The sequence below is a fragment of the Paenibacillus sp. GCM10023250 genome, from assembly GCF_042653205.1.
GTDB lineage: Bacteria > Bacillota > Bacilli > Paenibacillales > Paenibacillaceae > Paenibacillus_Z.
Map to the genome: position 1 here is coordinate 40053 of NZ_JBHSHY010000015.1, position 23395 is coordinate 63447.

Below are 23395 nucleotides of genomic sequence, written 5' to 3' on the forward strand. Positions count from 1 at the left end.
TCATTACAGGATCGTACACAGAAGTTCGTTAGAAGCAGGGCCTGTCGGCCGCTCGTCCGGACAGCCCGATCGATGGGAGGAAGCTTGCGCGCCCTATGCGACACCCGCATACCGCGTGCGAAGCGTGTCATGATGAACCGGAAAACCGTTCGCGTGCCGATCAAACGAATCAAAAACAATGCGCTGGTCCTGTCCGTCCTCGGCGCCACCGCCGTATCCGTCTACGCTTCGAAGAAGCTCGGGCTCGGCCTCGGCACGTTTCTCGTCCTGTTCGCGGCACTGTGGCTCGGCATTTTCGTCCTTGCCTTCACCTTCATGCTGCGCAGCGAGATCGGCAAGCGCAATTAGCGCCGCGCCTGCCGTTCGGCGCGTGAACAGGCTGCCGAACGCAGGGGGGGTTCCTTGCGAGAGGCGTCCATAGGCTTTACCTGCTCCATGGTCCGTCGGCTCCTGCCGGCGGTTTTTTGTGTCCTGCAGGCGGACAAGCCGCGATTCCCTGCAACAATCTCGTTCCAGCTGCGTCCATGATTGGGAAGGATTATGAGAAATGATAACGATGCCAAGGAGATGGACTCATGAAGAAACGGTTGTTAACGGCGCTCGCGTGCGCGGGCTTGATAAGCGGCGCTGCCGGATTCGCGCCAAGCGGCGCGTCGGCGGATGCCCCGAGCAAGGCGGCGCTGCCCGAGGCGTTCGACCGGCTGATCGTGCTGCCGTTCGATTATCACGACAAAGCGTTCCTGAACGGGCAGCTGACCGATTTCATGTACAGCGATTACGACATCGTGGAGCGAAACGGCCGCATTTACGTGCCGATCCGGCTGATGAGCACGCTCGCGACGAACGCCGATATCGGCAAAGGAGCCTGGGACGCGGTCTGGCAAGCCGCGCATCCGAAGGACGTGCTGCTGAGCAACGCGAACCTGCATAAGCGCGTCCAGTTCACGGTCGGCAGCAAGACGATGCTCGTCAACGGCGAGCCGGTCGTCATGGACGCCGCGCCGCTGCAGGTGGACGGCCGGGTCGTGCTGCCGCTTCGCAGCGCGGCGGAAGCGCTGGACAAAGAGATCGATTGGCTCGACGGCCTGATCCTGATCGGCACGGAGCATGTCGATCTGACGAGCCCGCGGACGCTGGAGGTCAAGGACCGCGTCAAGCAGGTGCTAACCGATCCCCGCAAGCCGGTCGCGTACGAGAACGCGCCGGTACCGCTTGGCAGATTCGGCCATGCGGCCTACTATTACACGACCGCTTACCGATCGAACGGTTCTGTCGAGACGCTGTTCCGTCAGCCGGACGGCGGGAAGGCAGCCGAAGTCAAGCTTCCGGGGAATCCGCTGCTGCATGCCGCGAAGGCGATCGGCGGCAAGCTGTACTTCGTGACGGCGAATGGCGGCGCCGCCGAGCTGGCCGCCTATAATTTCGCTGATGGCCAGTCCCGGAAGATCGCCGCTATCCCGCAATGGAAGCCGGAGGACGGCTGGGTGACGGATATTCGCAGTGACGGCGGCGAGCTGTACGTCATCCTGCATACCGGAGATTTGACGATGGGCGGCGAGACGCTTTACAAGGTAAGCGGCGGAGCCTTGACGAAGGTCGCGGACGCGAAGAGCGTTATTCATTTTACGGCGAACGGCGGCTATCTCTACATGACGGATTTCCATCCGATGGCGGATGCGAGCAACAACCTCGTCCGTATCGACAGGAAGACCGGCGCATCCTCGGCGTTCGGACAACCAGGCTTCACGTACGGCATCTCCCGCACAATCAACGATCACGGCGTCGGGTTCGGAGGAGACGTTTCCATGATGATTCAGGACGGCTATCTCTACACGCTCGGCTACCTGGAGAGCGACCCGAAGGACGTCCCGGCCGTGTACAAAATCAAGCTCGCGGACGGAACGCAGGTCAAGCTGACGGGCGCGGCGAGCTCGTTCTGGCTGGCAGACGGCCGGATCGTGTACGTCGACGGAGCCTCGGGCGGCTTGAAGAGCGTCGACCCGAGCGGCGGGAACGCGCGCACGCTCACGGCTCGCAAGGCGGAGAACGTCCGGTTCGCGAACGGCGGCTTCTATTATACTGAGGGTACGGCGAACGGCGCCGCGCAGGATCCCGGAACGCTGTACAGCTACGATCTCGCGGCCGGCCGCGAGGTACGGCTGAGCGATCGGCCGGCCGCTTCGTACGAGGTCGGCGAGGCGGGCGTGTATTATGTCGCCAAGGGCTATGAACCGGGCTTGTATAAAGTCGACGCCTCGGGACTGAACCGCCGTCTGGTAGCGGACAGCATCGCGTCCTCGGCGCTGACGGAAGCGGGCATGACGTACACGCTGACGTACAAGGCAGGCGTCTATACGGCCCAATAGCCTCGCGGATGGCGGATGCCGGCGCGAACCGCGGCGCAGCAGGGAAGCGAAACCGGCGATCTGTGCTATAATAAGGGTCAACGCGATGCGGCGGCATCGGCGCGAGGCGCCGGCCGGCCGCATCCTGAAGCGGAAGGAGGTGCCGTACGGTGGCGGAAGACGGACTGTCCAAGGCATCGATCCTGGATGCCGCCGAAGGCGCGCTGCGGAAATTCGGGCTCGCGAAGACCAATATGTCCGACGTCGCCCGAGCGCTCGGCGTCAGCCACGCGGCGTTATACCGGCATTACGAGAACAAGGCAGCACTGCGCCTGGCGGTCGTGGAACGATGGATGGGCGGCGTGTTCGAGCCGCTCGGCGCCGTGCTGGCCGAAGAAGCCCCGCCGGAGACGAAGCTGTACCGTTGGTTGTCCGCGCTGCGCGAATTCAAGCGCGAACGCGCCCGGCAGGATCCCGAATTGTTCGCGATGTACGCCGCGCTGGTGGCGGAGACGGAAGGCGCGCTGGAGGGCCATGCCCGGCTGCTCGCGGATCAGCTGGCTGGAATCATCGAGGCGGGCATGGCATCGGGCGCCTTCGCATGCAAGGATGCGCGTCGAGCCGCGGCGGGCGTGTTCTTCGCGTTCACCCGGTTCCATCACGCCGCGCATGCCGCGGAATGGGACAAGCCCGAATCCGAGGACGGATTCGAGGCTGTCTGGCAATTGACGCTGCACGGCCTCGGCGCGGGTAGTCGAGGATAGCGGGCGGGAGCGAGGCAAGCTTGCCGCGAAACGTATGATATTGCTTGGGATATAGCCGTTGGCGGCTGCGTCGTGGAGACGCGGCCGTCAGCGGCTATTGTTTTGCCCTAGTGTTTCAAGTTACAAATTATAAAATATGTAACTTGAAATATGTAAATAATCATGCTAAGATGAACGCAAACGACAAAGGAGGCAATCATCGATGTATACGATTATGGGAGTAACGGGACAAGTCGGAGGCGCAGTCGCGAGACGCTTGCTGGCGGAGGGCCATCGGGTCCGGGCCGTCATGCGCGACGAACGGAAAGCGGACGAATGGAGAGCGCGGGGCGCGGAGGTCGCCCTCGCGGATTACCGCGACGCGGAGGCGCTCGAGACCGCCTTCGCCGGGTCGGACGGCACGTTCGTCATGCTTCCGCCGCTCTTCTACCCCGAAGCCGGTTTTCCCGAGACGCATGCGTTCGCGAGGGCGATCGGAACGGCGCTGCTGGCGGCTGGAGTGCCAAAATTCGTTGCGCTCTCGTCCGTCGGCGCTCACCGCGACCGCGGGCTCGGCATTATCGAATCGCTGCATATTTTCGAGCGGGAGCTCGGCCGGCTGCAGATGCCAGGAGCCTTTTTGCGCGCTGCCTGGATCATGGAGAACGCGCTGTGGGACATCGCGCCCGCGCGCGAACGCGGCGCGATCGCGCATAGCCTTTATCCGCTGGATCGGAAGATCCCGATGATCTCCACGGCGGATATCGGGGCGATCGCGGCCGGCACGCTGCGGCAGCAATGGAACGGCACGCGCTATCTGGAGCTGGAAGGGCCGGCAGCGTATTCGCCCGCCGATCTGGCCGCCGCGCTGGCTTCGCTGCTGAACCGCGACGTGCGCGCCGAAGCGATTCCTCGCGCGGAGTGGGCGGATGCGTTCATACGTTTAGGCGCGCCGGAGGACCGGCTGAGCGGCAGGCTGGCGATGCTCGACGGCTTCATTTCGGGCTGGATCGATTTCGAGCGGACGGGAACCGAATCGTTGAAAGGCGAGGTCACGCTCGAAGAAGCGTTGAAGAAGCTGGTATAAACGCGCCTGCTGCAGGTCTAGCGACAGCAGCAGCTCTATAGAAGCTTCTGCAGAAGACGCTATCAGAAGCCACAATAGAAGCCGCTTTAGAAGCTGCAATAGAAAAGAAGCATGGCACGGCTCCGGCCGGCCTGCAGGCAAGCAACTCCATTACGAGGACATCCGATACGCGATGTCCTCTTTTTTATGGGCCTGGGATCGTGCCGGAGACATGCAAGCGCTTACCGAATATTCACGTTAGAAAAACGAATGCAAATTCCGTTTGAACAGTTGACCAGCTCCTTGTCGTGCCGTACTTTAATAGCATAGTGTTACTCATTAGGCGGTTTTGGATGTTATTAGGATGGATTAGATGCGTAAATTTCATGCTATTAAGTCAGAAGTCATAATTGTAAATCGCCAATTGGTCGATTTGGACGGCCGCATCGTCGCGCATCGAGCTTGCACTGGGAACGTTCGAATTTACTTCCGGAAGCGCTCGTCGAGGCCGTCGCGTCCGCCGTCCGCAAGCTGACGGACGAGCAGAACATGGATGCGTCCAAGCTCATCGGCGGCGGTATGCCGGGCGAAATTGGCCATTCGACGATCGATCCGAACGGCAAGCTCTGCGAATGCGGGAAGCGGGGCTGCCTGCAGACGTATATCACCGACCTCGCGCTGCTGCAGGAGGCTGGCCAGATCAAGCCCGTCGGCAGCGTGGGGGAACTGTACCGGCTGATGCATGACGGAGAGACGTGGGCCTTCAACATCATCGACAGGGCCTGCACCTATATCGCCATCACGATCAACAACGTCGTCTGCACGTATAATCCGGACACCATCGTCATGGCCGGCAGCTTCATCGATATCGATCCCGCTATTCTCGAACGGGTGAAGGGGAAGCTGGAGGAATTCATTAGGGAGCCGTTCGTCGGCACGTTCAAGCTGACCCGCTCGCAGCTCGGCGAGCAGGCAATCATGATCGGAGCGGCCAAGCTGGCGCTGCAGCGTTACTTGGGCAATGGTCTTCAACAACAGTAGCAGGGAGGAGTAATCCATGGAAGAAGCGTTGGTCAGGGAATACCGCGGGGGCATCGAAGAATGCGTGCATGCCGGCCACCTATGCGGCGTGAACGATAAAGGGGAAATTCTGTACCGGGTCGGCGACCCGAAGGCGGTCTCGTTCCTTCGCTCGGCGGGCAAACCGTTCCAGGCGATTCCGGTCGTGCGGCACGGCGCGGACGCGGCGTTCGGTTTGACCGACGCCGAGGGCGCGGTCATGATCGGGTCGCATCGGGCCGAACCGTTCCACGTCGAGGCGCTGGAGTCGATCATGCGGAAGACGGGCATCGGCGAGGATCGGCTCATCTGCCATCCGACGTATCCGCTCAGCGCGTACGCGACGGAGCGGCTGCTTCGGGCCAACCTGCCGAAGCGGGCCATTTATCATAACTGCTCGGGCAAGCATCTGGGCATCCTCGCCCTGTGCAAGGCGATGGGGTATCCCATGGAAAGCTACGGCGAACCGGATCACCCGGTACAGCGCGAAATTCTGGAGACGCTCGCGTACTTTGCCGGCATTTCGGCGGAATCGATCGGTCTCGGCACCGACGGCTGCGGCTTTCCGGTATTCGCGATGCCGCTGGACGCGCTGGCGACCGCGTTCCTGAAGCTCGCCTGCCCCGATCTCATCGAGGACGCCGGCATCCGGACCGCCGTCGAAACCATCGTGCGCCGCATGAACGCGCACAGCGAGATGGTCGCCGGCACGGACCGCATCTGCTCGAGCCTGCTGCTCGACCCCAACATCGTGGCCAAGGGCGGCGCTAAAGGGGTGTACTGCTTCAGCCTGAAGCGGGAACGCCTAGCCTTCGCCTTCAAGGTGCTGGATGGGTCCGAAGACGAATGGCCGCTTATTACGGCTTCCATTCTGGAGCAGATCGGCTACGGCAGCCGGGAGACGATCGACCGCATGTACGCCCTCGCGCCGCTCGACATCCGCAACGACAACGGGATCGCCATCGGGCGCAATCAAGCCGTATTTACGCTGCAGCTTCCATAAATCGCGTAGTGAGTCGCCCGTCAGACGGAGCGGCGACAATAGGAGCAGCGGTTCATCGTGGCCGGGTTGTCCCAAGGCGCGGTGAAAGGGAAATGGAGATTCGGACATTGCGAAAGGGGAGTAACGAGACATGCTGCTTGAAGTCATCGCGACATGCGGGGAAGACGTGCTCCGCGCCTGCTCGGGAGGCGCCGACCGGATCGAACTCGTGTCGGGCATCGGGGAAGGCGGCTTGACGCCCAGCATCGGGCTGCTCGATTATGCCGTGAGCCACGCCGATATTCCCGTTCATGTCATGATTCGGCCGCACAGCCGTTCGTTCCGCTACGACGCGTCCGACCTGCTCGTCATGCGGCGGGATATCCGGGAAGCGCGCCTCGCCGGCGCGGCGGGCATCGTCATTGGGGCGTTGACGCCGGAAGGACGCGTGGACCGGACCGCGCTGCTGCCGCTGCTGGAGGAGGAGGCGGAAGGCATGAACGTCACGTTCCACCGGGCGTTCGACGAGGCGCGGGATCTGGATGAAGCGCTGGAGGACGTGCTGCTGCTGCCGCGGGTCAATCGGATCCTGACCTCCGGCGGGCGGCAGAGCGCGGCGGACGCGCCGGACGTCATCGCGCGCTTGTACGGGCGGCTCGCGGGCTCCCCCGTGCGGCTGCTCGCCGGGAGCGGCCTGACGCCGGCCTCGATCGGCAGCTTCATGGAGCGGACGGGCGTGCGCGAGGTGCATTTCGGCCGCGGCGTTCGAACGAACGGCTCGTACGCGGAACCGATCGATCCGGCGATCATCCGAAGCATGAAGCGGGGAGCGGGCGGGCCGGAGTAATCCCGCGCGCGCAGGCGCAGCGTTCCTCGTCAAGGCCGGATCAGCAACCAGAAGGAAGGTACATCGGCAATGGAAAGCATCTATATCGGAATCCGAAGATGGTCGTCTTGGGCGGCGGCGTGTCCCGTTCGGGGCCGCTGCTGCTCGAACCGATGCGGGCGGCCGTGCGCAGGTTCGGCATCCCGGGCATGGTCGACGGCGTGACGTTCGAGACCGCGAAGCTCGGCGACAATGCCGGGGCGGTCGGGGCGGCGCTTTGGTGGCGCTGCGCGGATCAGCCGGTTTCCGTATAAGGCCGTACGAATTCATGACCCGGCAGGGAGCGCGCATCCGGCGTTCCTGCCGGGTTTTTGGCTTGCGCCACGATTACCGTCAAGCGCTGCCGCCGCTGCCGGGCGCTCGGCTACGGCTTGCATGCGATGAACCTTCCCCGAAGATTGCCAGTTTTTCGCCGCCTCGGCAGGAATTCGTCGCCTGTTGTTGAAATATTTAACGTATTGGTCCGGTTGCAGGGGGATTATGCAGCGCACCGGGCGGAGAATTATCATAATGGAGGGATAGCATGACTTTGGAAACGTTGAAGTTCGCCCAGTACGCGTACGAACGGCCTGACATGAAGGTGATCGGGGAACGGTACACCGCGCTGATTCGCCAATTTAACGAGGCCGGCAGCGCCGAGGCGCAGATCAGCGCGATGGAAGCCGTCAACAAGCTGCGCAGCGAATTCGAAACGCAGTGCCAGCTCGTCGAGATCCGGCATTCCATCGATACGAACGATGCGTTCTACAAAGCGGAGCGCGAATACATCGACGAGATCAAGCCGGTCGAGCAGGAATACGCGACGGCTTATTATCGCGCGCTCGTCGAGTCGCCGTTCCGCGCCGATCTGGAGGTCCGCTGGGGCAGCCAGCTGTTCCGCCTGGCCGAGGTGTCGCTTAAGACGTTCGCGCCGGCGATCATCGAAGACCTCCAGCAGGAGAACAAGCTGGTCTCCACTTACGCCCGCCTGATGGCGTCGGCGAAAATCCCGTTCGAGGGCGAGGAGCGGACGCTCCCGCAGCTCATTCCGTTCGAGCAGTCGACCGACCGCGACACGCGCCGCCGTGCCGCGGATAGCCGCTACGCGTTCATGGCCGCGCACGAGGCGGAGCTGGACGACATCTATGACAAGCTCGTGAAGGTGCGGACGAAGATCGCCCGCGCGCTCGGCTACGGCAGCTTCACCGAGCTCGGCTACGCGCGGATGAGCCGCACGGATTACAACGAAGAGATGGTGAGCCGCTTCCGCCAAGAGGTGCTGACGCATATCGTGCCGGTCGCCACGAAGCTGAAGGAGCGGCAGCGCCGCCGCATCGGCGTGGACCGGCTCCGGTATTACGATGAGTCGTTCAGCTTCCCGTCGGGCAATCCGACGCCGAAGGGCGACCCGGATTGGATCGTCGCCCAGGCTAAGCGGATGTACGCGGAGATGTCCCCGGAGACGGACGCATTCTTCCGGATGATGATCGACCGCGGGCTGATGGATCTGGTCAGCAAGAACGGCAAGCAGGGTGGGGGTTACTGCACGAACCTGCCGAAGTACGGCGTGCCGTTTATATTCTCCAACTTCAACGGCACGGCCGGCGATATCGACGTCCTGACGCACGAGGTCGGCCACGCGTTCCAATCGTATGAGAGCCGCGACCTCGGGGTGCTGGAGTACCTGTTCCCGACGTCGGAAGCCTGCGAGATTCATTCCATGAGCATGGAGTTTTTCGCTTGGCCGTGGATGGAGCAGTTCTTCAAGGAGGATGCCGAGAAATACCGCTTCAACCATCTCGCCAGCTCGCTGCTCGGCGTCGCCTACATCACGGCGGTCGACGCGTTCCAGCACGAAATCTACGCCAACCCGGACGCGTCGCCGGCCGAGCGCAAGCGCATGTGGCGCGACATCGAGCGGGCGTACCTGCCCCACCGCGATTACGAGGGCAACGATTTCTTGGAAAACGGCGGGTACTGGCAGCGCCAGCTGCACATCTATCATTATCCGTTCTATTACATCGACTACGCGCTCGCCCAGCTGTGCGCGTTCCATTATTGGAACCGGATGCGGGCGGATTACCAGGAGGCGTGGGCCAGCTATCTGAAGCTGTGCCGCGCCGGCGGCAGCTGCTCGTTCCTCGAGCTTGTCGCCTCCGCGGGCCTGCCTTCGCCGTTCGAAGCGGGCAGCGTCCCGGCCGCGATCACGGGCATTGCGGCTTGGCTGGATACCGTAGCGGACGAGAACCTGTAACTCCTCCGCCGTCGCATCGTTCGAATGGGAAAGCCGCGCTTGCGCGGCTTTTTCTTATGGCGGCGCTTCCGCATCCGTGTGCGGACCCGCCGCTTCCGACGGCGGACGACTCGTCACGGGCGCGCCGAAGGCGGCCCGGAAGGGTCCGGCACGGTTTGCCCTTCCTTGCGGTGGATCAGCATGCCGGCATAGATCGGCACGAGCATGGCCAGGCCGGCCATAAGCGTCGGGAAGGGCAGCCGGTTGGCGAAGATCGCGCAACATTCGCCGGCGAAGCCGCCGATCAAATATGGAATCGCCGTTCTTACTTTGTCGGCGCCCGGTTTGGCGTAATACCAAGCGTCCCAGACGGCGTAAGCGTAGAAGCCGGGGTAAAAGAGCATATACCCGAAATCGGTTGCATCCACTGCCTGCGCATGATGGCCGTTGAAGTCGAGGTGGATCGCGGAGTTAATGTGGCCGGCCATGTTGATGAAGTATTCAGTGAACGTGAAGATAATGCCTTTCAGGAACTGACGGTTATAAATCTGGCCGAATCCGGGCATCAGCGTGGAGAACAAGCCGGCGATGACTCTCATGGGGAGACTCCTTATGTCAGGATTTACATCTATTAGCTCTTAGTATGTGGGAATATTAGGAAATTATTCGTCGCGAGGCGAAGCGTGCTATAATGAGCCCTTGAACGGAACACGAAGGGCTGTTCCCAGCCTTCGCGAAGAGCAGACGATCATCGCAATATACGAACGGAGGCACTGCCATGAGCAAACGGTATCGCATCACGCGCGAAATGCAAGGCAACGGGGAGTCCATCACGCTGGAGGAATGCAAACGGTATTTCGCGGACAAGCCGGACTTCGACTATGCGCCGGAATATACGGTTCACGGGTCGGCGACCATGACCATTCCGGGCGAGTTTTTCCTCTGGCGCGTCGGCGCCGCCGTCATCCCGTTCCGCCATTACCAGGGGAACTTGTACGTATCCGGCACGAACGAAGCCGTCATTCCGAAGATGATGGACGTTGCCGCCGACCTGCGGGCGGACGTCGTTGAAGGATAACGGCGGAAGAGCGGGACGACCGGATCGATTTTCGGTACCGGCCAAGCGCGAAAATACTCGCCTGCCCCGCCGTTTTACGCACCTTACGGGCACTGAAAACAAGCCGCCGACCTCGCTGTCGGCGGCTTGCTTTTTGCGTTCTCTGAAAAATAGGATCAGAAAAAATAGGGAGATCGCACATAAAATGCCGTTCCGATGGGAATAATTTGGTAGTCCATTCATTCACCGAATTACTCCGGAGGAACCAGTTCATGTCGATAACGATTGAGAAAATAAGCCAGCACGCGCACGAGCTCGCGCTGCTGCAGCACATCAAACCCGCCGCCGGCCAGCCCGGCTACCTGCGCCGGCAGTTCGAGGCCGACACCGCGGGCTTGCGGGCGTTCGTGGCGCGGCTGCAGGACGGGCCGCCCGGCTGCGGGCAGCAAGCGGAAGAATGGCTGCTCGACAACGCGGAATTCATCGAGGAGCAAGCGCTCGACGTCCGCCTGCAGCTCGCCAAGCAGGCGTTCCCGCCCATGCCCCGGCTGCGCGGAGGCGGCAAGCTGCGCATTCACGCGGTCTGCACGGCCTATCTCGACCAGGTGGACGGCGTCCTGAGCGAGGAGACGCTCGCGGCCTATTTGAACGCGTACCAGGAAGTGTCCGTGCTGACGCTGGCCGAGACCCGTTCGATTCCGCTTATGCTGAAAATCGCGCTGGTTGGCCGGCTCGCCGAAACGATGGCGATGGTCCGCGACCGGCGCGAGGTGTGCGGCCAAGTGCAGGAGCTGCTGGATCGGATCGAGCCGGCCAAGCTGAACGCCGAGATCATCGGCAAGGCACTGGAGGAAGCGGGGCAGAGCGAGCCGTTGTCCGGTCCGTGGGCGGCGCATCTGATCAGCCACTTGCGGGAATGGTCCGGCGACACGGCGGCCGTGCGCGAGTGGCTCGTCTGCAAATACGAGAACGGCTCGGAGGACCTCGACCGCGTCGTTACGTACGAAGCCAAGCTGCAGACCGCGTACCAGGCTAAGGCGGGCAATCTGATCACGAGTCTGCGGCGCAACGAGCGCCGCGACTGGAACGAGCTGTTCGCGACGATCAGCCTGCTCGACCGCACGATGCGCGAGGACGTCTCCGGCCTCTACGTCCGGCTGGATGCGTCCAGCCGGAACGAGCTGCTGAACCGGATCGCGGAGCTCGCACGGCGGATGCGCGTCCCGGAAACGCTGGTCGCCGCACAGGCGCTTGCGCTATCCAAGCATGAATTCGAACGCCGCGGCGGCGCACCGGCGCCCGCCGGCGGCCCGGCCGAGAGCCAGGCGCCGGCGCCGGACGCCGCTGCCGAGCGCGACGGCCGCATCCGCGGGGATCTCGCCCGCGAAGCGTTCGCGGCGTTTTACCTGTTCGAGCCGAAGGGCGTCGAATCGCTCGTCCGCTCGCTGAAACAATGCAGCAGCCCGAAGCGCATGCCCGGCGCGAGCGTTGCCAAACGCGCGCCTATGGGCTATTTTGCGTCTCTGCTGGTCTTGTTCGCGCTGTTGACGGCAGCGGCGGCGGTCTGGATCGGCGGCGGCCGGACCGGCCTGACGGCGGCGGGCGTCGTCGCGATCGTCGCGGCGCTGCTCTTCCCCGTCAGCGAATGGGTCACGACCGGGCTGCACTTCGGCATTGAGCGGCTGTTCCGGACGCGGCCGCTGCTGCGGTACGATTTTTCGAGCGGCGTTCCGGCCGAGGCCTCGACGATGGTGATCATTCCGGCCATCTGGTCGACGGCCGAGGAAGTGGAGGAGCTTGCCGACCGGCTGGAGATCCACTACCTGGCCAACCGGGACCGGAACGTCCACTTCGCCCTGCTGGGGGATTTCGCCGACGCGCCGGAGGAACGGCTGGCGGCCGACGACCGGCTCGTCGCCGCCGGCAAGGCGAAGATCGACCGGCTGAACGACCAGTACGGGGGCGGCGAAGACGGGCCGACCTTCCATTTCTACCAGCGCCGCCGTCAGTGGAACCCGGGCGAAGGGGTATTCATGGGCTGGGAGCGCAAACGGGGCAAGCTGGTCGAATTCGTCGAGCTGCTGCGCGGGAGCGCGGAGACGAGCTACGACATCCGGCACGGCGACGCGGGCGTGCTGCCGGGTATCCGGTACATCATCACGCTCGACGCCGACACCCAGCTGCCGCTCGGCAGCGCGCAGCGGCTGATCGGCACGCTGCATCTGCCGTATAACCGGCCGCGGCTGAACGCGGCGGGGACGCGCGTCGTCGAAGGCTACGGCGTGCTGCAGCCGCGCGTCGGCACGAGCCATAATTCCGCCATGCGCTCGCGACTCGCGTATTATTGGTCCGATCCCGGCATCGATCCGTACGCGTTCGCCGTGTCGGATCCGTACCAGGACGCGCTCGGGGTCGGGATCTTCACGGGCAAGGGCATCTTCGACGTGGACGTGTTCGGCCGCCTGCTCGGCGAACGGATTCCCGACAACACGGTGCTGAGCCACGACTTGCTCGAAGGCGGATTTTTGCGCGCAGGGCTCGTATCCGACATCGAGCTGATCGAGGAGCATCCGTCGACGTTTCTCTCGTTCCAGAAACGGCTGCACCGCTGGGTGCGCGGCGACTGGCAGCTACTCTGCTGGCTGCGGGCCCGGCTGTGCGACCGCAGGGGCGCGCTGCAGCCGATCGATCTGTCCTTGCTCACCCGCTGGCAGATCGTCGACAACCTGCGCCGCAGCCTGCTGCCGGTCGCGCTCTTCGTCCTGTTCGCGCTCGCGGTCACGGTGCTGCCCGGCTATGCATGGCGCTGGCTGACGGTGCTGTTCCTGACGCTGCTGCTGCCGCTCCTGAGGCAGTTCGCGGCGCTCGATCCGGCGGATCCGCGGCCGCGGCGGCTGTGGGCGACGCTCGTGCTGGCGGTTATCGGACTGTGGACGCTGCCGTTCCAGACGGCCGTCCTGCTGGATGCCGTCCTGAAGACCGTCTATCGGATGTTCGTCAGCAAGCGCCGGCTGCTGGAGTGGACCAGCTTCTCGCAGACGGAACGCAGCCAAGGGAACGCGCGGCGGCCGGCGATGCTCGGCGCGGGCGGCGGCTACGCGCTCATCGTACTGTTCGCGGCGGCCGCGGCGACTGGGGCGTCCGGCGGCATCCTCTGGTTCGGGCTTGCCCTGAGCCTGTTCTGGGCGCTCGCCCCGCTCGCGGTGCGGTGGCTGGACGGGCCGGCCATGGCGGAGAGCCGGCCGCTTCAAGCGGCGGAGGCGGAGCGGCTGCGCGGACTGGCCAAGGAGATTTGGCAGTTCTACGAAGACTACGCCGGCCGCGAGGATCATTACCTCCCGCCGGACAACGTGCAGATCGATCCGCCGAACGGCGTCGCCCACCGGACCTCGCCGACCAATATCGGCTTCCTCCTGGCGGCGGCCGTCGCTGCGAGGGAGCTCGGCTTCATCTCGACGCCGGACATGATCGATCGGCTCGAGCGGACCGTCGGCGTCGTCGAACGGATGGAGAAGTGGCACGGGCATCTGTACAACTGGTACGACACCAAGTCGCTCGAGCTGCTGCGTCCCGCGTACGTCTCGACCGTGGATTCCGGCAACTTCGTGGCCAGCCTCATGACGGTCAAGCAGGGCTTGCTCCGCTGGCTGCGGGCGGATGGCTGGCAGGCCAAGGGCGCCGCGCCCGGGCCGCTCGCGGCCGTCGGCGCGGAATTCGCGCTGGAGCTCGACCAGACGCGTCCGGACGAGCTGTACGACGCGAAGCGGCGGCAGCGGAACCCGGACGGCCGGACCCAGCCGGGCGCGGCGGTGTGGATCAGCCGCGGCTACGAGCTGGCCGAGCGGCTGGAGCGGCTGATCGTCGCGACGGACTTCCGCGAGCTGTACGACCATAAAGCGAAGCTCTTCGTGCTCGGCTATCACGCCGATTCGGGGCGGCGGGACGCGATTTTGTACGATTTGCTGGCGTCGGAGGCGAGGCAGACGAGCTTCGTCGCGATCGCCCTCGGCCAAATTTCCGTCGCCCACTGGCTCGCGGTCGGCCGCACGGCCAAGAAGCAGGGCAGCGAGACGGCGCTCATATCGTGGTCGGGCACGATGTTCGAATACATGATGCCGTGGCTGATCATGCGGACGTATCCCGGCACGATCTGGGACAGCACGTACCGCGGCGTCGTGCGGCGCCAAATCGAATACGCGAAGGAGCGCGGCGTGCCGTTCGGCATATCGGAATCGGGCTATTACGCCTTCGATTACCAGCTCAACTACCAATACCGGGCGTTCGGCGTGCCGGGACTCGGCTTCAAGCGCGGGCTGCACGAGGATCTGGTCGTCTCGCCGTACGCAACGATCATGGCGCTGCCGTACGCGCTGCGGGAAGGGCTGGACAGTCTGGACCGGATGGAATCGCTCGGGGCGCGCGGCCGGTACGGCTATTACGAGGCGATCGACTTTACGGCGGGACGGATGCCGCAGGGCGAATCGCACAAGGTCATCCGCAGCTTCATGGCGCATCACCAGGGCATGAGCCTGCTGACGCTCGCCAATCTGCTCGCGCCGAACTGCATGATCGATGATTTCCATGCCGACAGGCGGGTCCGGGCCGCCGAGCTGCTGCTGATCGAGCGCATTCCGCCGAAATCGGCGGTTCTGACGCGGGAGCTGCCCGGCCGGTCGCGCGGCGGAAGCGAGCCGAAGCCCGCGCAGAACGCGCCGCTGCGGGAGTTCGGGGCGGTGCCGGCGCCCGCGCCGGAAGCGAACGTGCACGGCAACGGGGCGCTGACGACGGTCGTCACGGAGACCGGCGCGGGGTTCATCCGCTACAACGGTCTCGACGTGACCCGCTGGCGGGAGGATCCCGTGCTCGATCCGTGGGGCAATTACCTCTATATTCGGGACGCGGCCCGCGACGTCTGCTGGTCGCCGTCCTATCAGCCGTGCCGCGCGCCGGCGGACAAGCAGCGGGTCCAGTTCATGCGGGAGCGGACGACGTTCCTTCGCGAGGACGCGGGCATCGAGACGCGGCTGGACGTCACCGTGTCCGCGGAGCATAACGCGGAGCTGAGGCGGCTCACGCTGACGAACGGGTCGCGGGAAGCATGCGTCCTCGAGGCGACGACGTTCCTGGAGCTCGCCATGGCGGCCCACGACGCGGACAAGGCGCATCCGGCCTTCACGAAGCTGTTCCTTCAGACGGAATACGCGCCGGAAGCGCAGTGTCTGCTCGCGCGCAAGCGGCCCCGCAGCGAAGGCGAGCGGTCCCTGTGGGCGTTTCACGCCTTTGGTGGAAGCGGGAGCGGCCTCGGCGAGCCGGAGTTCGAGACCGACCGCGCCGCCTTCATCGGCCGGGGGCACACGCTCGCGCGGCCCGCGGGTCTGGATGCGCGCCTCGGCGGGGCGACCGGCTCGGTCGCGGATCCCGCGTTCATCCTGCGCCGGCGCATCCGGCTCGAGCCGGGCGAGCAGGTCAGCCTGACCGCGGTGACCGGCGTCGCCGACAGCCGGGAGCAGGCGCTCGAGATCGCGGCGTCGCTGACGACGGAAGAGCAGGCGGAGCGATCGTTCCGGCTCGCCTGGACGCGGAGCCAGATCGACCTGCAGCATCTGCGGATCACGGACGCGGACGCGGCGGCCTACCAGCTGCTGGCGGGACGCGTGCTCTATCCGTCGGCGCTGCGGCCCGAACAGGAAGCGAGCATCGCAGCGAACGCGCAGGGCCAGCCGGGCTTATGGGCGCACGGCGTCTCCGGCGACCGGCCGGTCGCGCTCGTGCGCATCGCCGACACGTCGAACCTGCCGTTCGTTCACAAGCTGCTGGTCGGATACGAATATTTGCGGCAGAAAGGCGTGCTCTTCGACCTCGTCGTCTGGAACGAATCGGACGGCGGCTACCAGCAGGAGCTGCGGGAGGCGATTCTGCGGCTGATCGAGCAATTCGCTCCGAACCGCGACGGCGGGGCGGGCGTTCATATCGTGGCGGCGGAGGCGCAGGCCGAGGCGGACAAGCATCTGCTGTTCGCTGTCGCCCGCCTGGTGCTGGAAGCGGACGGCCCGAGCCTGCGGGCGCAGCTGCAGCCGCACGAGCCGAAGGGCGGCGGGCAGCCGCCAGAGCTGGCGCCCGCGGCGGCGCCGAACCGCTATCCGTCGTCCGCCGCGGCGGCCGACGACGCAGCGGGCTTGGCGTTCTACAACGGCTACGGCGGCTTCGCGGAGGACGGCTCGGAATACCGGATCGTGCTGCGCGGCGGCCAGCATTTGCCGGGGCCGTGGATCAACGCGATCGCGAATCCGACGTTCGGCTGCCTGGCCTCCGAGCTCTACACCGGGCATACGTGGTGGCGCAACAGCCGGGAGTGCAAGCTGACGCCGTGGTCCAACGATCCCGCGCTCGATCCGCCGGGCGAGGCCGTTTTCGTCCGCGACGAGGACAGCGGCGAGTACTGGGGGCCGGCGCCTTCCCGCAAGCGGGAGACGGAGCAGGCGTACGCCGTGGCGCACGGCCAAGGCTACTCGCGCTATGAGACCGAGCGTCTCGGCATCCGGCAGGACATGACGGTGTACGTTCCGCCGGAGGATGCCGTGAAGATCGTCCGGCTGCGGCTCAAGAACGTCACGGACGATGCCCGCAGGCTGTCCGTGACGTATTATGCCGAATGGGTCATCGGCGTCCACCGCGAAGGGAACGCGTCCCATATCCTAACGGAATGGGATGCGGAGGATGCCATCCTGCTGGCCCGCAACGGGTACCAGGATACTTTCCGCGAGGCGACGGCGTTCCTGGCCGTCAACCCGCCGGCGGGCGAAGCGGACCGTTCCTGGACCGGCAGCCGGCTGTCGTTCGTCGGGCGCAAGGGCGATCTCGAGGAGCCGGACGCGATGCGCCGGACGCGGCTGTCCGGGGAGACCGGCCCGTCGTACGACGCGTGCGGGGCCGTCCAGGCGTCCGTCGCGCTCGGGCCCGGCGAGGAGCGCGTCGTCTATATCCTGCTCGGCTGCGCGGATTCCCGCGAAGCCGCGGCCCGGCTCGCCCGCAAGTACCGCGAGCCCGAAGCCTGCGACCTGGCGCTCGAAGAGATGCGCGCTTATTGGAAGGGCATCAACGGCACGATCCGGGTAAAGACGCCGTCGGCCGAAATGGATTACATGCTGAACAACTGGCTGCTGTACCAGTCGCTGTCCTGCCGGATGTGGGCGCGCTCCGGCTTCTATCAGGCCGGCGGCGCCTTCGGTTACCGCGACCAGCTGCAGGATTCGCTGTCGATGCTGCACAGCCGGCCGGACATGACGCGGCAGCAGATCATCCGCCACGCCTCGCACCAGTATCTCGAAGGCGATGTGCAGCATTGGTGGCACGAAGAGACGCACCGCGGCATCCGGACGAAATTCTCGGACGACCTGCTGTGGCTGGCGTACGCCGTCGCGCGGTACGTGTCGCATACGGGCGACGTAAGCCTCCTGGAGGAAACCGCGCCGTTCCTGCAGAGCGGACCGTTGTCCGCGGACGAACACGAGCGCTACGAAGAGACGGTGCTTGCCGGGGAGAGCGGCACGATTCTGGACCACTGCTTCCGCGCGATCGACCGCGCCCTCGGCCGGATCGGCGAGCACGGGCTCCCGCTCATGGGCATCGGCGACTGGAACGACGGCATGAGCAACATCGGCCCGGCAGGGCGCGGCGAGAGCGTCTGGCTCGGCTGGTTCCTCGGCGACGTCCTGCGCGGCATCGCGGATATCTGCGAGCGCCGCGGCGACGCCGAGCGGGCGGACCGGTACCGGAACGCCCGCCGCGAGCTGGCGGAGGCGATGCAGGAAGCGGCCTGGGACGGCAAATGGTACCGCCGCGCCTTCACCGACGCCGGCACGTGGCTCGGCACCGTGCACAACGCGGAGTGCCGGATCGACGCGATCGCCCAATCCTGGTCGGTCATCTCCGGCATGGCGCCGCCGGACCGCGCCGAGCAGGCGATGCGTTCGTTCGACCGCGAGCTCGTGAACCGGAGCCTCGGCCTCGCCCATATTTTGACTCCGCCGTTCGATAAGACGGAGCCGAGCCCGGGCTACATTCAAGCCTATCCGCCGGGCATCCGCGAGAACGGCGGCCAGTACACGCACGGCGTCATCTGGAGCATCGTGGCCTGGAGCCTGCTCGGGGACGGGAACAAGGCGTTCGAACTGTTCAACCTGTTCAACCCGATCTCGCATACGAAATCCCAGCTCGAGGCACGAACCTACGTCGGGGAGCCGTACGTCATGACGGCTGACATTTACTCGGAGCCTCCGCATCGCGGCCATGCCGGCTGGACGTGGTACACGGGAGCGGCGGGCTGGATGTACCAGGCGGGCGTGGAATGGATTCTCGGGCTGAAGCGCAGCGGCGACCGGCTGATCGTAAAGCCGTGCATTCCGTCCGATTGGCCGGAATTCGAGATGACCTACGCGTACAAGGGCGCCGAGTACCGCATCCGCGTCCTCAATCCGTCACGCAAGTCGACCGGCCTGTCGGCGCTCGCGATCGACGGGAACGGCGTGGCGCTGGAAGCCGGGGCTTCCGAGGATGGAGCGTCCATCCCGCTCGCGGACGATCGGGCGGTTCACCATATCGAGCTGACCCTCTGACGGGCCCGCGCTCGGCTTGACCGGGGCGGCCGTTCGGGCGCATCGCTGTCGATGCGGCCGGGCGGCCGTTTTCGGTTTTATCGCGGGGGGCAGGGGGCGGCGGTAAAAAAAAAAGTGGAACATATGTTCGATTTTTGCTAGGATAGGGACAGGAATCACGATCGAAATTTGGCTGGAAAGGATGCTGGACGAGCGATGCCGAGACGATGCGCTTGGGTCAACGAAGACCCGCTCTATCAGCACTATCACGATTATGAATGGGGCGTCCCCGTCCATGACGACCGGAAGTGGTTCGAGCTGCTGTCGCTGGAAGGCGCGCAGGCGGGCCTCAGCTGGTACACCGTGCTGAAGAAGCGCGAAGGGTACCGGCGGGCATTCGACGCCTTCGATCCGGTACGGGTGGCGGCCTACGACGAGGACAAGCTGGAGGCCTTGGCGGCCGACGAAGGCATCATCCGCAACCGGCTGAAGATCCGTTCGGCCGTCGCGAACGCCCGATGCTTCCTGGAGGTGCAGGCGGAGTTCGGCAGCTTCGACGCCTATATCTGGCGGTTCGTCGGCGGAACGCCGATCCGGAACGACCGGCGGTCCGCCGCCGAGGTGCCGGCGACGACGCCGCAATCCGACGCGCTCAGCAAGGATTTGAAGAAGCGCGGCTTCAAGTTCGTCGGATCGACGATCTGCTATGCCCTGATGCAGGCGTCCGGGATGGTCGACGACCATACACGCGATTGCGATTTTCACCATGCGGGCGTCCGGCCGTCTTAAGGATGGGTGTTTTGGCCGGGCGCGGCATGCGGCGCGATTGGCGCTTGACGGCGATTCGGCTTCCGGGGTATAACTGGAATAAGTTTCTTGCTTCTCATAGAGGAAGATCCATGAACGGGAGAGTAGATCCGCGATGCACGCCGCAGCGAGCCGGGACGGTGGAAGCCGGCACGTGCACGCGGATACGAAGCGCACCCGGGAGATGATCCGCCGAAACGAAGTAGGCGGGTCCGGCGAAGGACCGTTATACCTGTGAGCGGCCGAAGCGCGTTTCGGCACGTAGAGTGGTACCGCGGGAGCTAAGCTCTCGTCTCTAAGCATTGGAGACGAGAGCTTTTTGTTATTCCGGCGGCCCGGTTCGAGCGGGACGACCGGGCCGAAGAGGCGAAAGGGGAGCGATCAGCCATGGAGAAGAAGGAGCTGAAGAAGTTCGTGCTGGGGAAGCTCGAGCTGCGGGACGGCATGCGCGTCCTCGATTTGGGATGCGGGAACGGCGGAGACCTGCTCGCGCTCGGCGAGCGGCTGCACGACGCGTCGTTTTACGGCGTGGACGCCTCCGCGGCCGGGATCGCGGAGGCCGAAGCGGCGGCGGCGGGCGACGGGCGGTTCCGCTTCGCGGCGATGGATATTTCGGCGGGCCTGCCGTTCGAGGACGGCGTGTTCGATGCGGTCTATTCCATCAACCTGCTGGAATGCATCGTCGATAAAGCGGCGCTGCTCCGCGACATCCATCGCGTGCTGAAGCCCGGCGGGCAAACGGTGATGGCGCATCTCGACTTCGACACCCAGCTGTTCGACGGCACGGACAAAGACCGCGTGCGCCGGCTCGTGCAGGCGTACAGCGACTGGCAGCAGGCGTGGATGGACGACTGCGACGCCTGGATGGGCCGCCGCCTCTGGAAGCACCTGAACGGCAGCGGCCTGTTCGAGGGCGCCGTGGAGGCCTTCGTCTTGACGGATACGCGCTTCGAGCCCGGCTATTACGGGTACGAGCGCGCCATGGATTTCGGCGCGATGGCGAAGCGGGGCCTCGTCGCGGAAGCAGACTATGCCGCCTTCTTGGCGGAGCAGCATGCGCTCGGCGAAGCCGGACAGTTCTTCTACAGCATCACGATGTATGCGTACGCCGGGCGGAAGAAGGGCGGTTGAGCCTGACTAACAACCGAAAGCACAGCCATGCGCGTCCGGGGGAACAATTTTCCGGGGAACCATTGTCCTTGTCCAGGCGAGAACGCGGCGTCCTTGCGGGGAATTCGCCGTCGGCTTGACGAAAGCGGTTGGAAGGATTAAATTTAAACTAAGTCTAAAATTGCGAGGAGGGGAATCGGATGTCCCGCCAAACGTTGACCGCGCCCCGAAAGCTGATCCTGGATATCGTGACCCATTCGCACGACCATCCGACCGCTTCGGACATCATCGACCGCCTGAAGAGCCAAGGCCAAAGCGTCGCCTACGCGACTGTCTATAATTCGCTGCGCTATTTGACCGAGCAGGGGCTCATCCGCGAGCTGAAGCTTGAGAAGGACGCCAGCCGCTACGACGCGCGGACCGAGGATCATCAGCACATCGTCTGTGTATCCTGCGGCAAAGTAAGCGAAGTGATGACGGATTCGCCGAAGGAGTGGCTTCGCCGGATCGAGCATGAGACCGGGTACGCGATTTCGGAGGAACAATTTCTATTCAAAGGGGTGTGCGCGGAATGTCGGACGCCGGCCAGCCAATCGACGCATTGAACGCGGATGCTTTTCCGGACGGCGCGTTCTGCGACACGACGCGAAGAATCGTCGTCATCAGCCCGTTTCCCGCACGCCTGCAGGGGCTCGTCTCGGAGCTGATGGCCCGCTGCTACGACGTGCTGATGTTCCATAGCGCCAAGGAATCCGTGCTGTCCCTGCTTCAAAACGACCTTATCGTCGTGGACCTCACGTGGGGGACGGAGGAGGATGTTCCGGCGCAGGCGGCCGGCTCGGCCGACTGTCTCTATTTGATCGGCAGCCGCACGGTGCGGCCCGTGCCGGAGGGCCACACGCTGGAATGGCCGTCGGCGCTCGAGACGGCGCTCGCGAGGATCGAAGCGCTCGCGGGCCTGAGCAAGCCGCAGGCGCCCGACGCGTCCGCCGACCGGCTGCGGTTCAAGGACGTGGAAATGGACCTGAAACGGATCATCGTCCTGCACCGCGGCGAGAAGATCGACCTGACGAAGACCGAATTCGACCTGCTGCGTGTCCTCCTAACGTCGGACGGCGGCGTCCTGTCCCGTCAGGACATCATGGAGGCGATCTGGGGCGACGGCTATTTCGGGGGAAGCAACTCGATCGACGTGCATATCAAGAGCTTGCGGCAGAAGCTCGGCGACGACCCGAAGCGCCCGGTCTACATCGCGACCGTGCGCGGCGTCGGCTACCGGCTAGGAGAATAAGCGCAAGCGCGGCTCCGCAGGGCGGCCTTCGGTAATCGAAGGCCGCCCTGCGGCTGTCCCAAGCGGGCGGCATCGCCCTGCGATCAGCCGCATGATCCTATTCGGCGTCGTTTCGGGAACCGCGCCGCGCTCTTCATCGAACCTTTACCGACTCTTCATCATACCTTCATGATCGCTTCATCATACCTTCATGCAAGCCTTGCGCATGGATGGTATGATTTTTTTGTGCCCAATAATTAAACTAAATCTAAATATAAAGATGGAGGGAACCGCATGCGAAAAACGATCATTGTCGGTACCGGCCCGGCCGGATTGACGGCCGCCATTTACTTAGCGAGAGCGAACCTGAACCCGCTCGTCATCGAAGGCCCCGAGCCGGGCGGACAGCTGACGACGACCACCGAAGTGGAAAACTTCCCGGGCTTCCCGGACGGCATCATGGGACCGGAGCTGATGGCCAACATGCGCAAGCAAGCCGAACGGTTCGGCGCCGAGTTCAAGACGGGCTGGGTCACCGAGGTCGACGCGTCGAAGCGGCCGTTCACGCTGAAGGTGGAAGGGCTCGGGGAGCTGCAAGCCGAAACGCTCATCATCTCGACCGGCGCCTCGGCGAAATACTTAGGCATTCCCGGCGAGCGCGACAACGTCGGCCGCGGCGTCAGCACTTGCGCCACCTGCGACGGTTTCTTCTTCCGCGGCAAGAAAATACTCGTGGTCGGCGGCGGCGACTCCGCCATGGAGGAAGCGAGCTTCCTGACGCGCTTCGCCTCGGAAGTCGTCGTCGTCAACCGCCGCGAAGAGCTCCGCGCCTCCAAGATCATGCAAGCGAGAGCGCGTGACAACGCCAAAATCAGCTGGGCGCTCGGCCGAACGCCGCTCGAGGTCGTCGCGGACGACAAAGGCGTGAAAAGCCTTAAAGTGCTGAACAACGCGACCGGCCAAGAAGAGCTGCTCGAGACGGACGGCGTCTTCATCGCCATCGGCCATACGCCGAACACGAAATTCCTCGGCGGCCAGCTGACGACGGACGATCACGGCTACCTGGCCGTGAAGCCCGGTACCACGGAGACAAACGTTCCCGGCATCTTCGCGTGCGGCGACGTCCAGGACAGCCGGTACCGCCAAGCAATCAGCGCCGCCGGCACGGGCTGCATGGCCGCTCTCGACGCCGAACGGTTCCTGGAAGCATCCGAAGCGTTCGAAGCCTCGGCCGCTACCGTTTGAATGACATCCACCGAAGGAG

The 23395-nt window shown here is 64.5% G+C and carries 17 protein-coding genes; 16 read left to right on the plus strand and 1 reads right to left on the minus strand.

Annotated elements, in window-relative coordinates:
• The first annotated feature begins 129 nt into the window (after window positions 1-129).
• From ACFPB1_RS13995 to ACFPB1_RS14035, 9 genes are all read left to right on the plus strand, one after another.
• Window positions 130-348: a hypothetical protein gene (locus ACFPB1_RS13995; RefSeq protein WP_379226241.1), complete on the plus strand. Its 219-nt coding sequence runs from the start codon at window positions 130-132 to the stop codon at window positions 346-348.
• A 227-nt stretch (window positions 349-575) separates the two neighbouring features.
• The gene (locus ACFPB1_RS14000; protein ID WP_379226243.1) at window positions 576-2366 is read left to right on the plus strand and encodes a stalk domain-containing protein; all 1791 of its coding nucleotides are present in this window, start codon (window positions 576-578) and stop codon (window positions 2364-2366) included.
• 149 nt (window positions 2367-2515) lie between these two features.
• Entirely contained in the window at window positions 2516-3109 is a 594-nt protein-coding gene (locus tag ACFPB1_RS14005) for a TetR family transcriptional regulator (protein WP_379226245.1), read from the plus strand.
• 202 nt (window positions 3110-3311) lie between these two features.
• Entirely contained in the window at window positions 3312-4175 is an 864-nt protein-coding gene (locus tag ACFPB1_RS14010; protein ID WP_379226247.1) for an NmrA family NAD(P)-binding protein, read from the plus strand.
• A 441-nt stretch (window positions 4176-4616) separates the two neighbouring features.
• A complete protein-coding gene (locus ACFPB1_RS14015) occupies window positions 4617-5195 on the plus strand; it encodes an ROK family protein (RefSeq protein WP_379226249.1) in 579 nt (192 codons plus the stop codon).
• Window positions 5196-5211: 16 nt separating this feature from the next.
• The gene (locus ACFPB1_RS14020; RefSeq protein ID WP_379226251.1) at window positions 5212-6216 is read left to right on the plus strand and encodes an asparaginase; all 1005 of its coding nucleotides are present in this window, start codon (window positions 5212-5214) and stop codon (window positions 6214-6216) included.
• Window positions 6217-6346: 130 nt separating this feature from the next.
• Window positions 6347-7042, plus strand: a complete 696-nt coding sequence (locus ACFPB1_RS14025; protein WP_379226253.1) for a copper homeostasis protein CutC — start codon at window positions 6347-6349, stop codon at window positions 7040-7042.
• A 98-nt stretch (window positions 7043-7140) separates the two neighbouring features.
• The gene (locus tag ACFPB1_RS14030) at window positions 7141-7335 is read left to right on the plus strand and encodes an ROK family protein (RefSeq protein ID WP_379226255.1); all 195 of its coding nucleotides are present in this window, start codon (window positions 7141-7143) and stop codon (window positions 7333-7335) included.
• Between the two features lie 269 nt (window positions 7336-7604).
• Entirely contained in the window at window positions 7605-9314 is a 1710-nt protein-coding gene (locus tag ACFPB1_RS14035) for a M3 family oligoendopeptidase (RefSeq protein WP_379226257.1), read from the plus strand.
• 113 nt (window positions 9315-9427) lie between these two features.
• On the opposite strand, the gene ACFPB1_RS14040 is transcribed toward ACFPB1_RS14035, so the two are convergent.
• A complete protein-coding gene (locus tag ACFPB1_RS14040) occupies window positions 9428-9892 on the minus strand; it encodes a hypothetical protein (protein ID WP_379226259.1) in 465 nt (154 codons plus the stop codon).
• 179 nt (window positions 9893-10071) lie between these two features.
• Here ACFPB1_RS14040 and ACFPB1_RS14045 point away from each other — a divergent pair, with 179 nt between their 5' ends.
• From ACFPB1_RS14045 to trxB, 7 genes are all read left to right on the plus strand, one after another.
• Complete coding sequence (locus ACFPB1_RS14045; RefSeq protein WP_379226260.1) at window positions 10072-10371, plus strand: hypothetical protein; 300 nt, start codon at window positions 10072-10074, stop codon at window positions 10369-10371.
• Between the two features lie 251 nt (window positions 10372-10622).
• A complete protein-coding gene (locus ACFPB1_RS14050) occupies window positions 10623-18965 on the plus strand; it encodes a GH36-type glycosyl hydrolase domain-containing protein (protein ID WP_379226262.1) in 8343 nt (2780 codons plus the stop codon).
• A gap of 195 nt (window positions 18966-19160) precedes the next feature.
• The gene (locus ACFPB1_RS14055; RefSeq protein ID WP_379226264.1) at window positions 19161-19733 is read left to right on the plus strand and encodes a DNA-3-methyladenine glycosylase I; all 573 of its coding nucleotides are present in this window, start codon (window positions 19161-19163) and stop codon (window positions 19731-19733) included.
• A 405-nt stretch (window positions 19734-20138) separates the two neighbouring features.
• A complete protein-coding gene (locus ACFPB1_RS14060; protein ID WP_379226266.1) occupies window positions 20139-20882 on the plus strand; it encodes a methyltransferase domain-containing protein in 744 nt (247 codons plus the stop codon).
• A 179-nt stretch (window positions 20883-21061) separates the two neighbouring features.
• Entirely contained in the window at window positions 21062-21466 is a 405-nt protein-coding gene (locus ACFPB1_RS14065; RefSeq protein WP_379226270.1) for a Fur family transcriptional regulator, read from the plus strand.
• The gene (locus ACFPB1_RS14070; protein ID WP_379226272.1) at window positions 21433-22152 is read left to right on the plus strand and encodes a winged helix-turn-helix transcriptional regulator; all 720 of its coding nucleotides are present in this window, start codon (window positions 21433-21435) and stop codon (window positions 22150-22152) included. Before ACFPB1_RS14065 ends, ACFPB1_RS14070 begins: the two co-directional genes overlap by 34 nt.
• Before the next feature lie 273 nt (window positions 22153-22425).
• Window positions 22426-23376 (plus strand): thioredoxin-disulfide reductase, encoded by a 951-nt coding sequence (gene trxB, locus ACFPB1_RS14075; protein WP_379226274.1) that lies wholly within the window; start codon window positions 22426-22428, stop codon window positions 23374-23376.
• The last annotated feature ends 19 nt before the right edge of the window (window positions 23377-23395 follow it).

Coding starts and splice junctions, on each gene's coding strand:
- ACFPB1_RS13995 (WP_379226241.1), top strand. CDS start 130: ATGATGAACCGGAAAACCGTTCGCGTGCCGATCAAACGAATCAAAAAC.
- ACFPB1_RS14000 (WP_379226243.1), top strand. CDS start 576: ATGAAGAAACGGTTGTTAACGGCGCTCGCGTGCGCGGGCTTGATAAGC.
- ACFPB1_RS14010 (WP_379226247.1), top strand. CDS start 3,312: ATGTATACGATTATGGGAGTAACGGGACAAGTCGGAGGCGCAGTCGCG.
- ACFPB1_RS14020 (WP_379226251.1), top strand. CDS start 5,212: ATGGAAGAAGCGTTGGTCAGGGAATACCGCGGGGGCATCGAAGAATGC.
- ACFPB1_RS14025 (WP_379226253.1), top strand. CDS start 6,347: ATGCTGCTTGAAGTCATCGCGACATGCGGGGAAGACGTGCTCCGCGCC.
- ACFPB1_RS14030 (WP_379226255.1), top strand. CDS start 7,141: ATGGTCGTCTTGGGCGGCGGCGTGTCCCGTTCGGGGCCGCTGCTGCTC.
- ACFPB1_RS14035 (WP_379226257.1), top strand. CDS start 7,605: ATGACTTTGGAAACGTTGAAGTTCGCCCAGTACGCGTACGAACGGCCT.
- ACFPB1_RS14040 (WP_379226259.1), bottom strand. CDS start 9,892: ATGAGAGTCATCGCCGGCTTGTTCTCCACGCTGATGCCCGGATTCGGC.
- ACFPB1_RS14045 (WP_379226260.1), top strand. CDS start 10,072: ATGAGCAAACGGTATCGCATCACGCGCGAAATGCAAGGCAACGGGGAG.
- ACFPB1_RS14050 (WP_379226262.1), top strand. CDS start 10,623: ATGTCGATAACGATTGAGAAAATAAGCCAGCACGCGCACGAGCTCGCG.
- ACFPB1_RS14055 (WP_379226264.1), top strand. CDS start 19,161: ATGCCGAGACGATGCGCTTGGGTCAACGAAGACCCGCTCTATCAGCAC.
- ACFPB1_RS14060 (WP_379226266.1), top strand. CDS start 20,139: ATGGAGAAGAAGGAGCTGAAGAAGTTCGTGCTGGGGAAGCTCGAGCTG.
- ACFPB1_RS14065 (WP_379226270.1), top strand. CDS start 21,062: ATGTCCCGCCAAACGTTGACCGCGCCCCGAAAGCTGATCCTGGATATC.
- ACFPB1_RS14070 (WP_379226272.1), top strand. CDS start 21,433: ATGTCGGACGCCGGCCAGCCAATCGACGCATTGAACGCGGATGCTTTT.
- trxB (WP_379226274.1), top strand. CDS start 22,426: ATGCGAAAAACGATCATTGTCGGTACCGGCCCGGCCGGATTGACGGCC.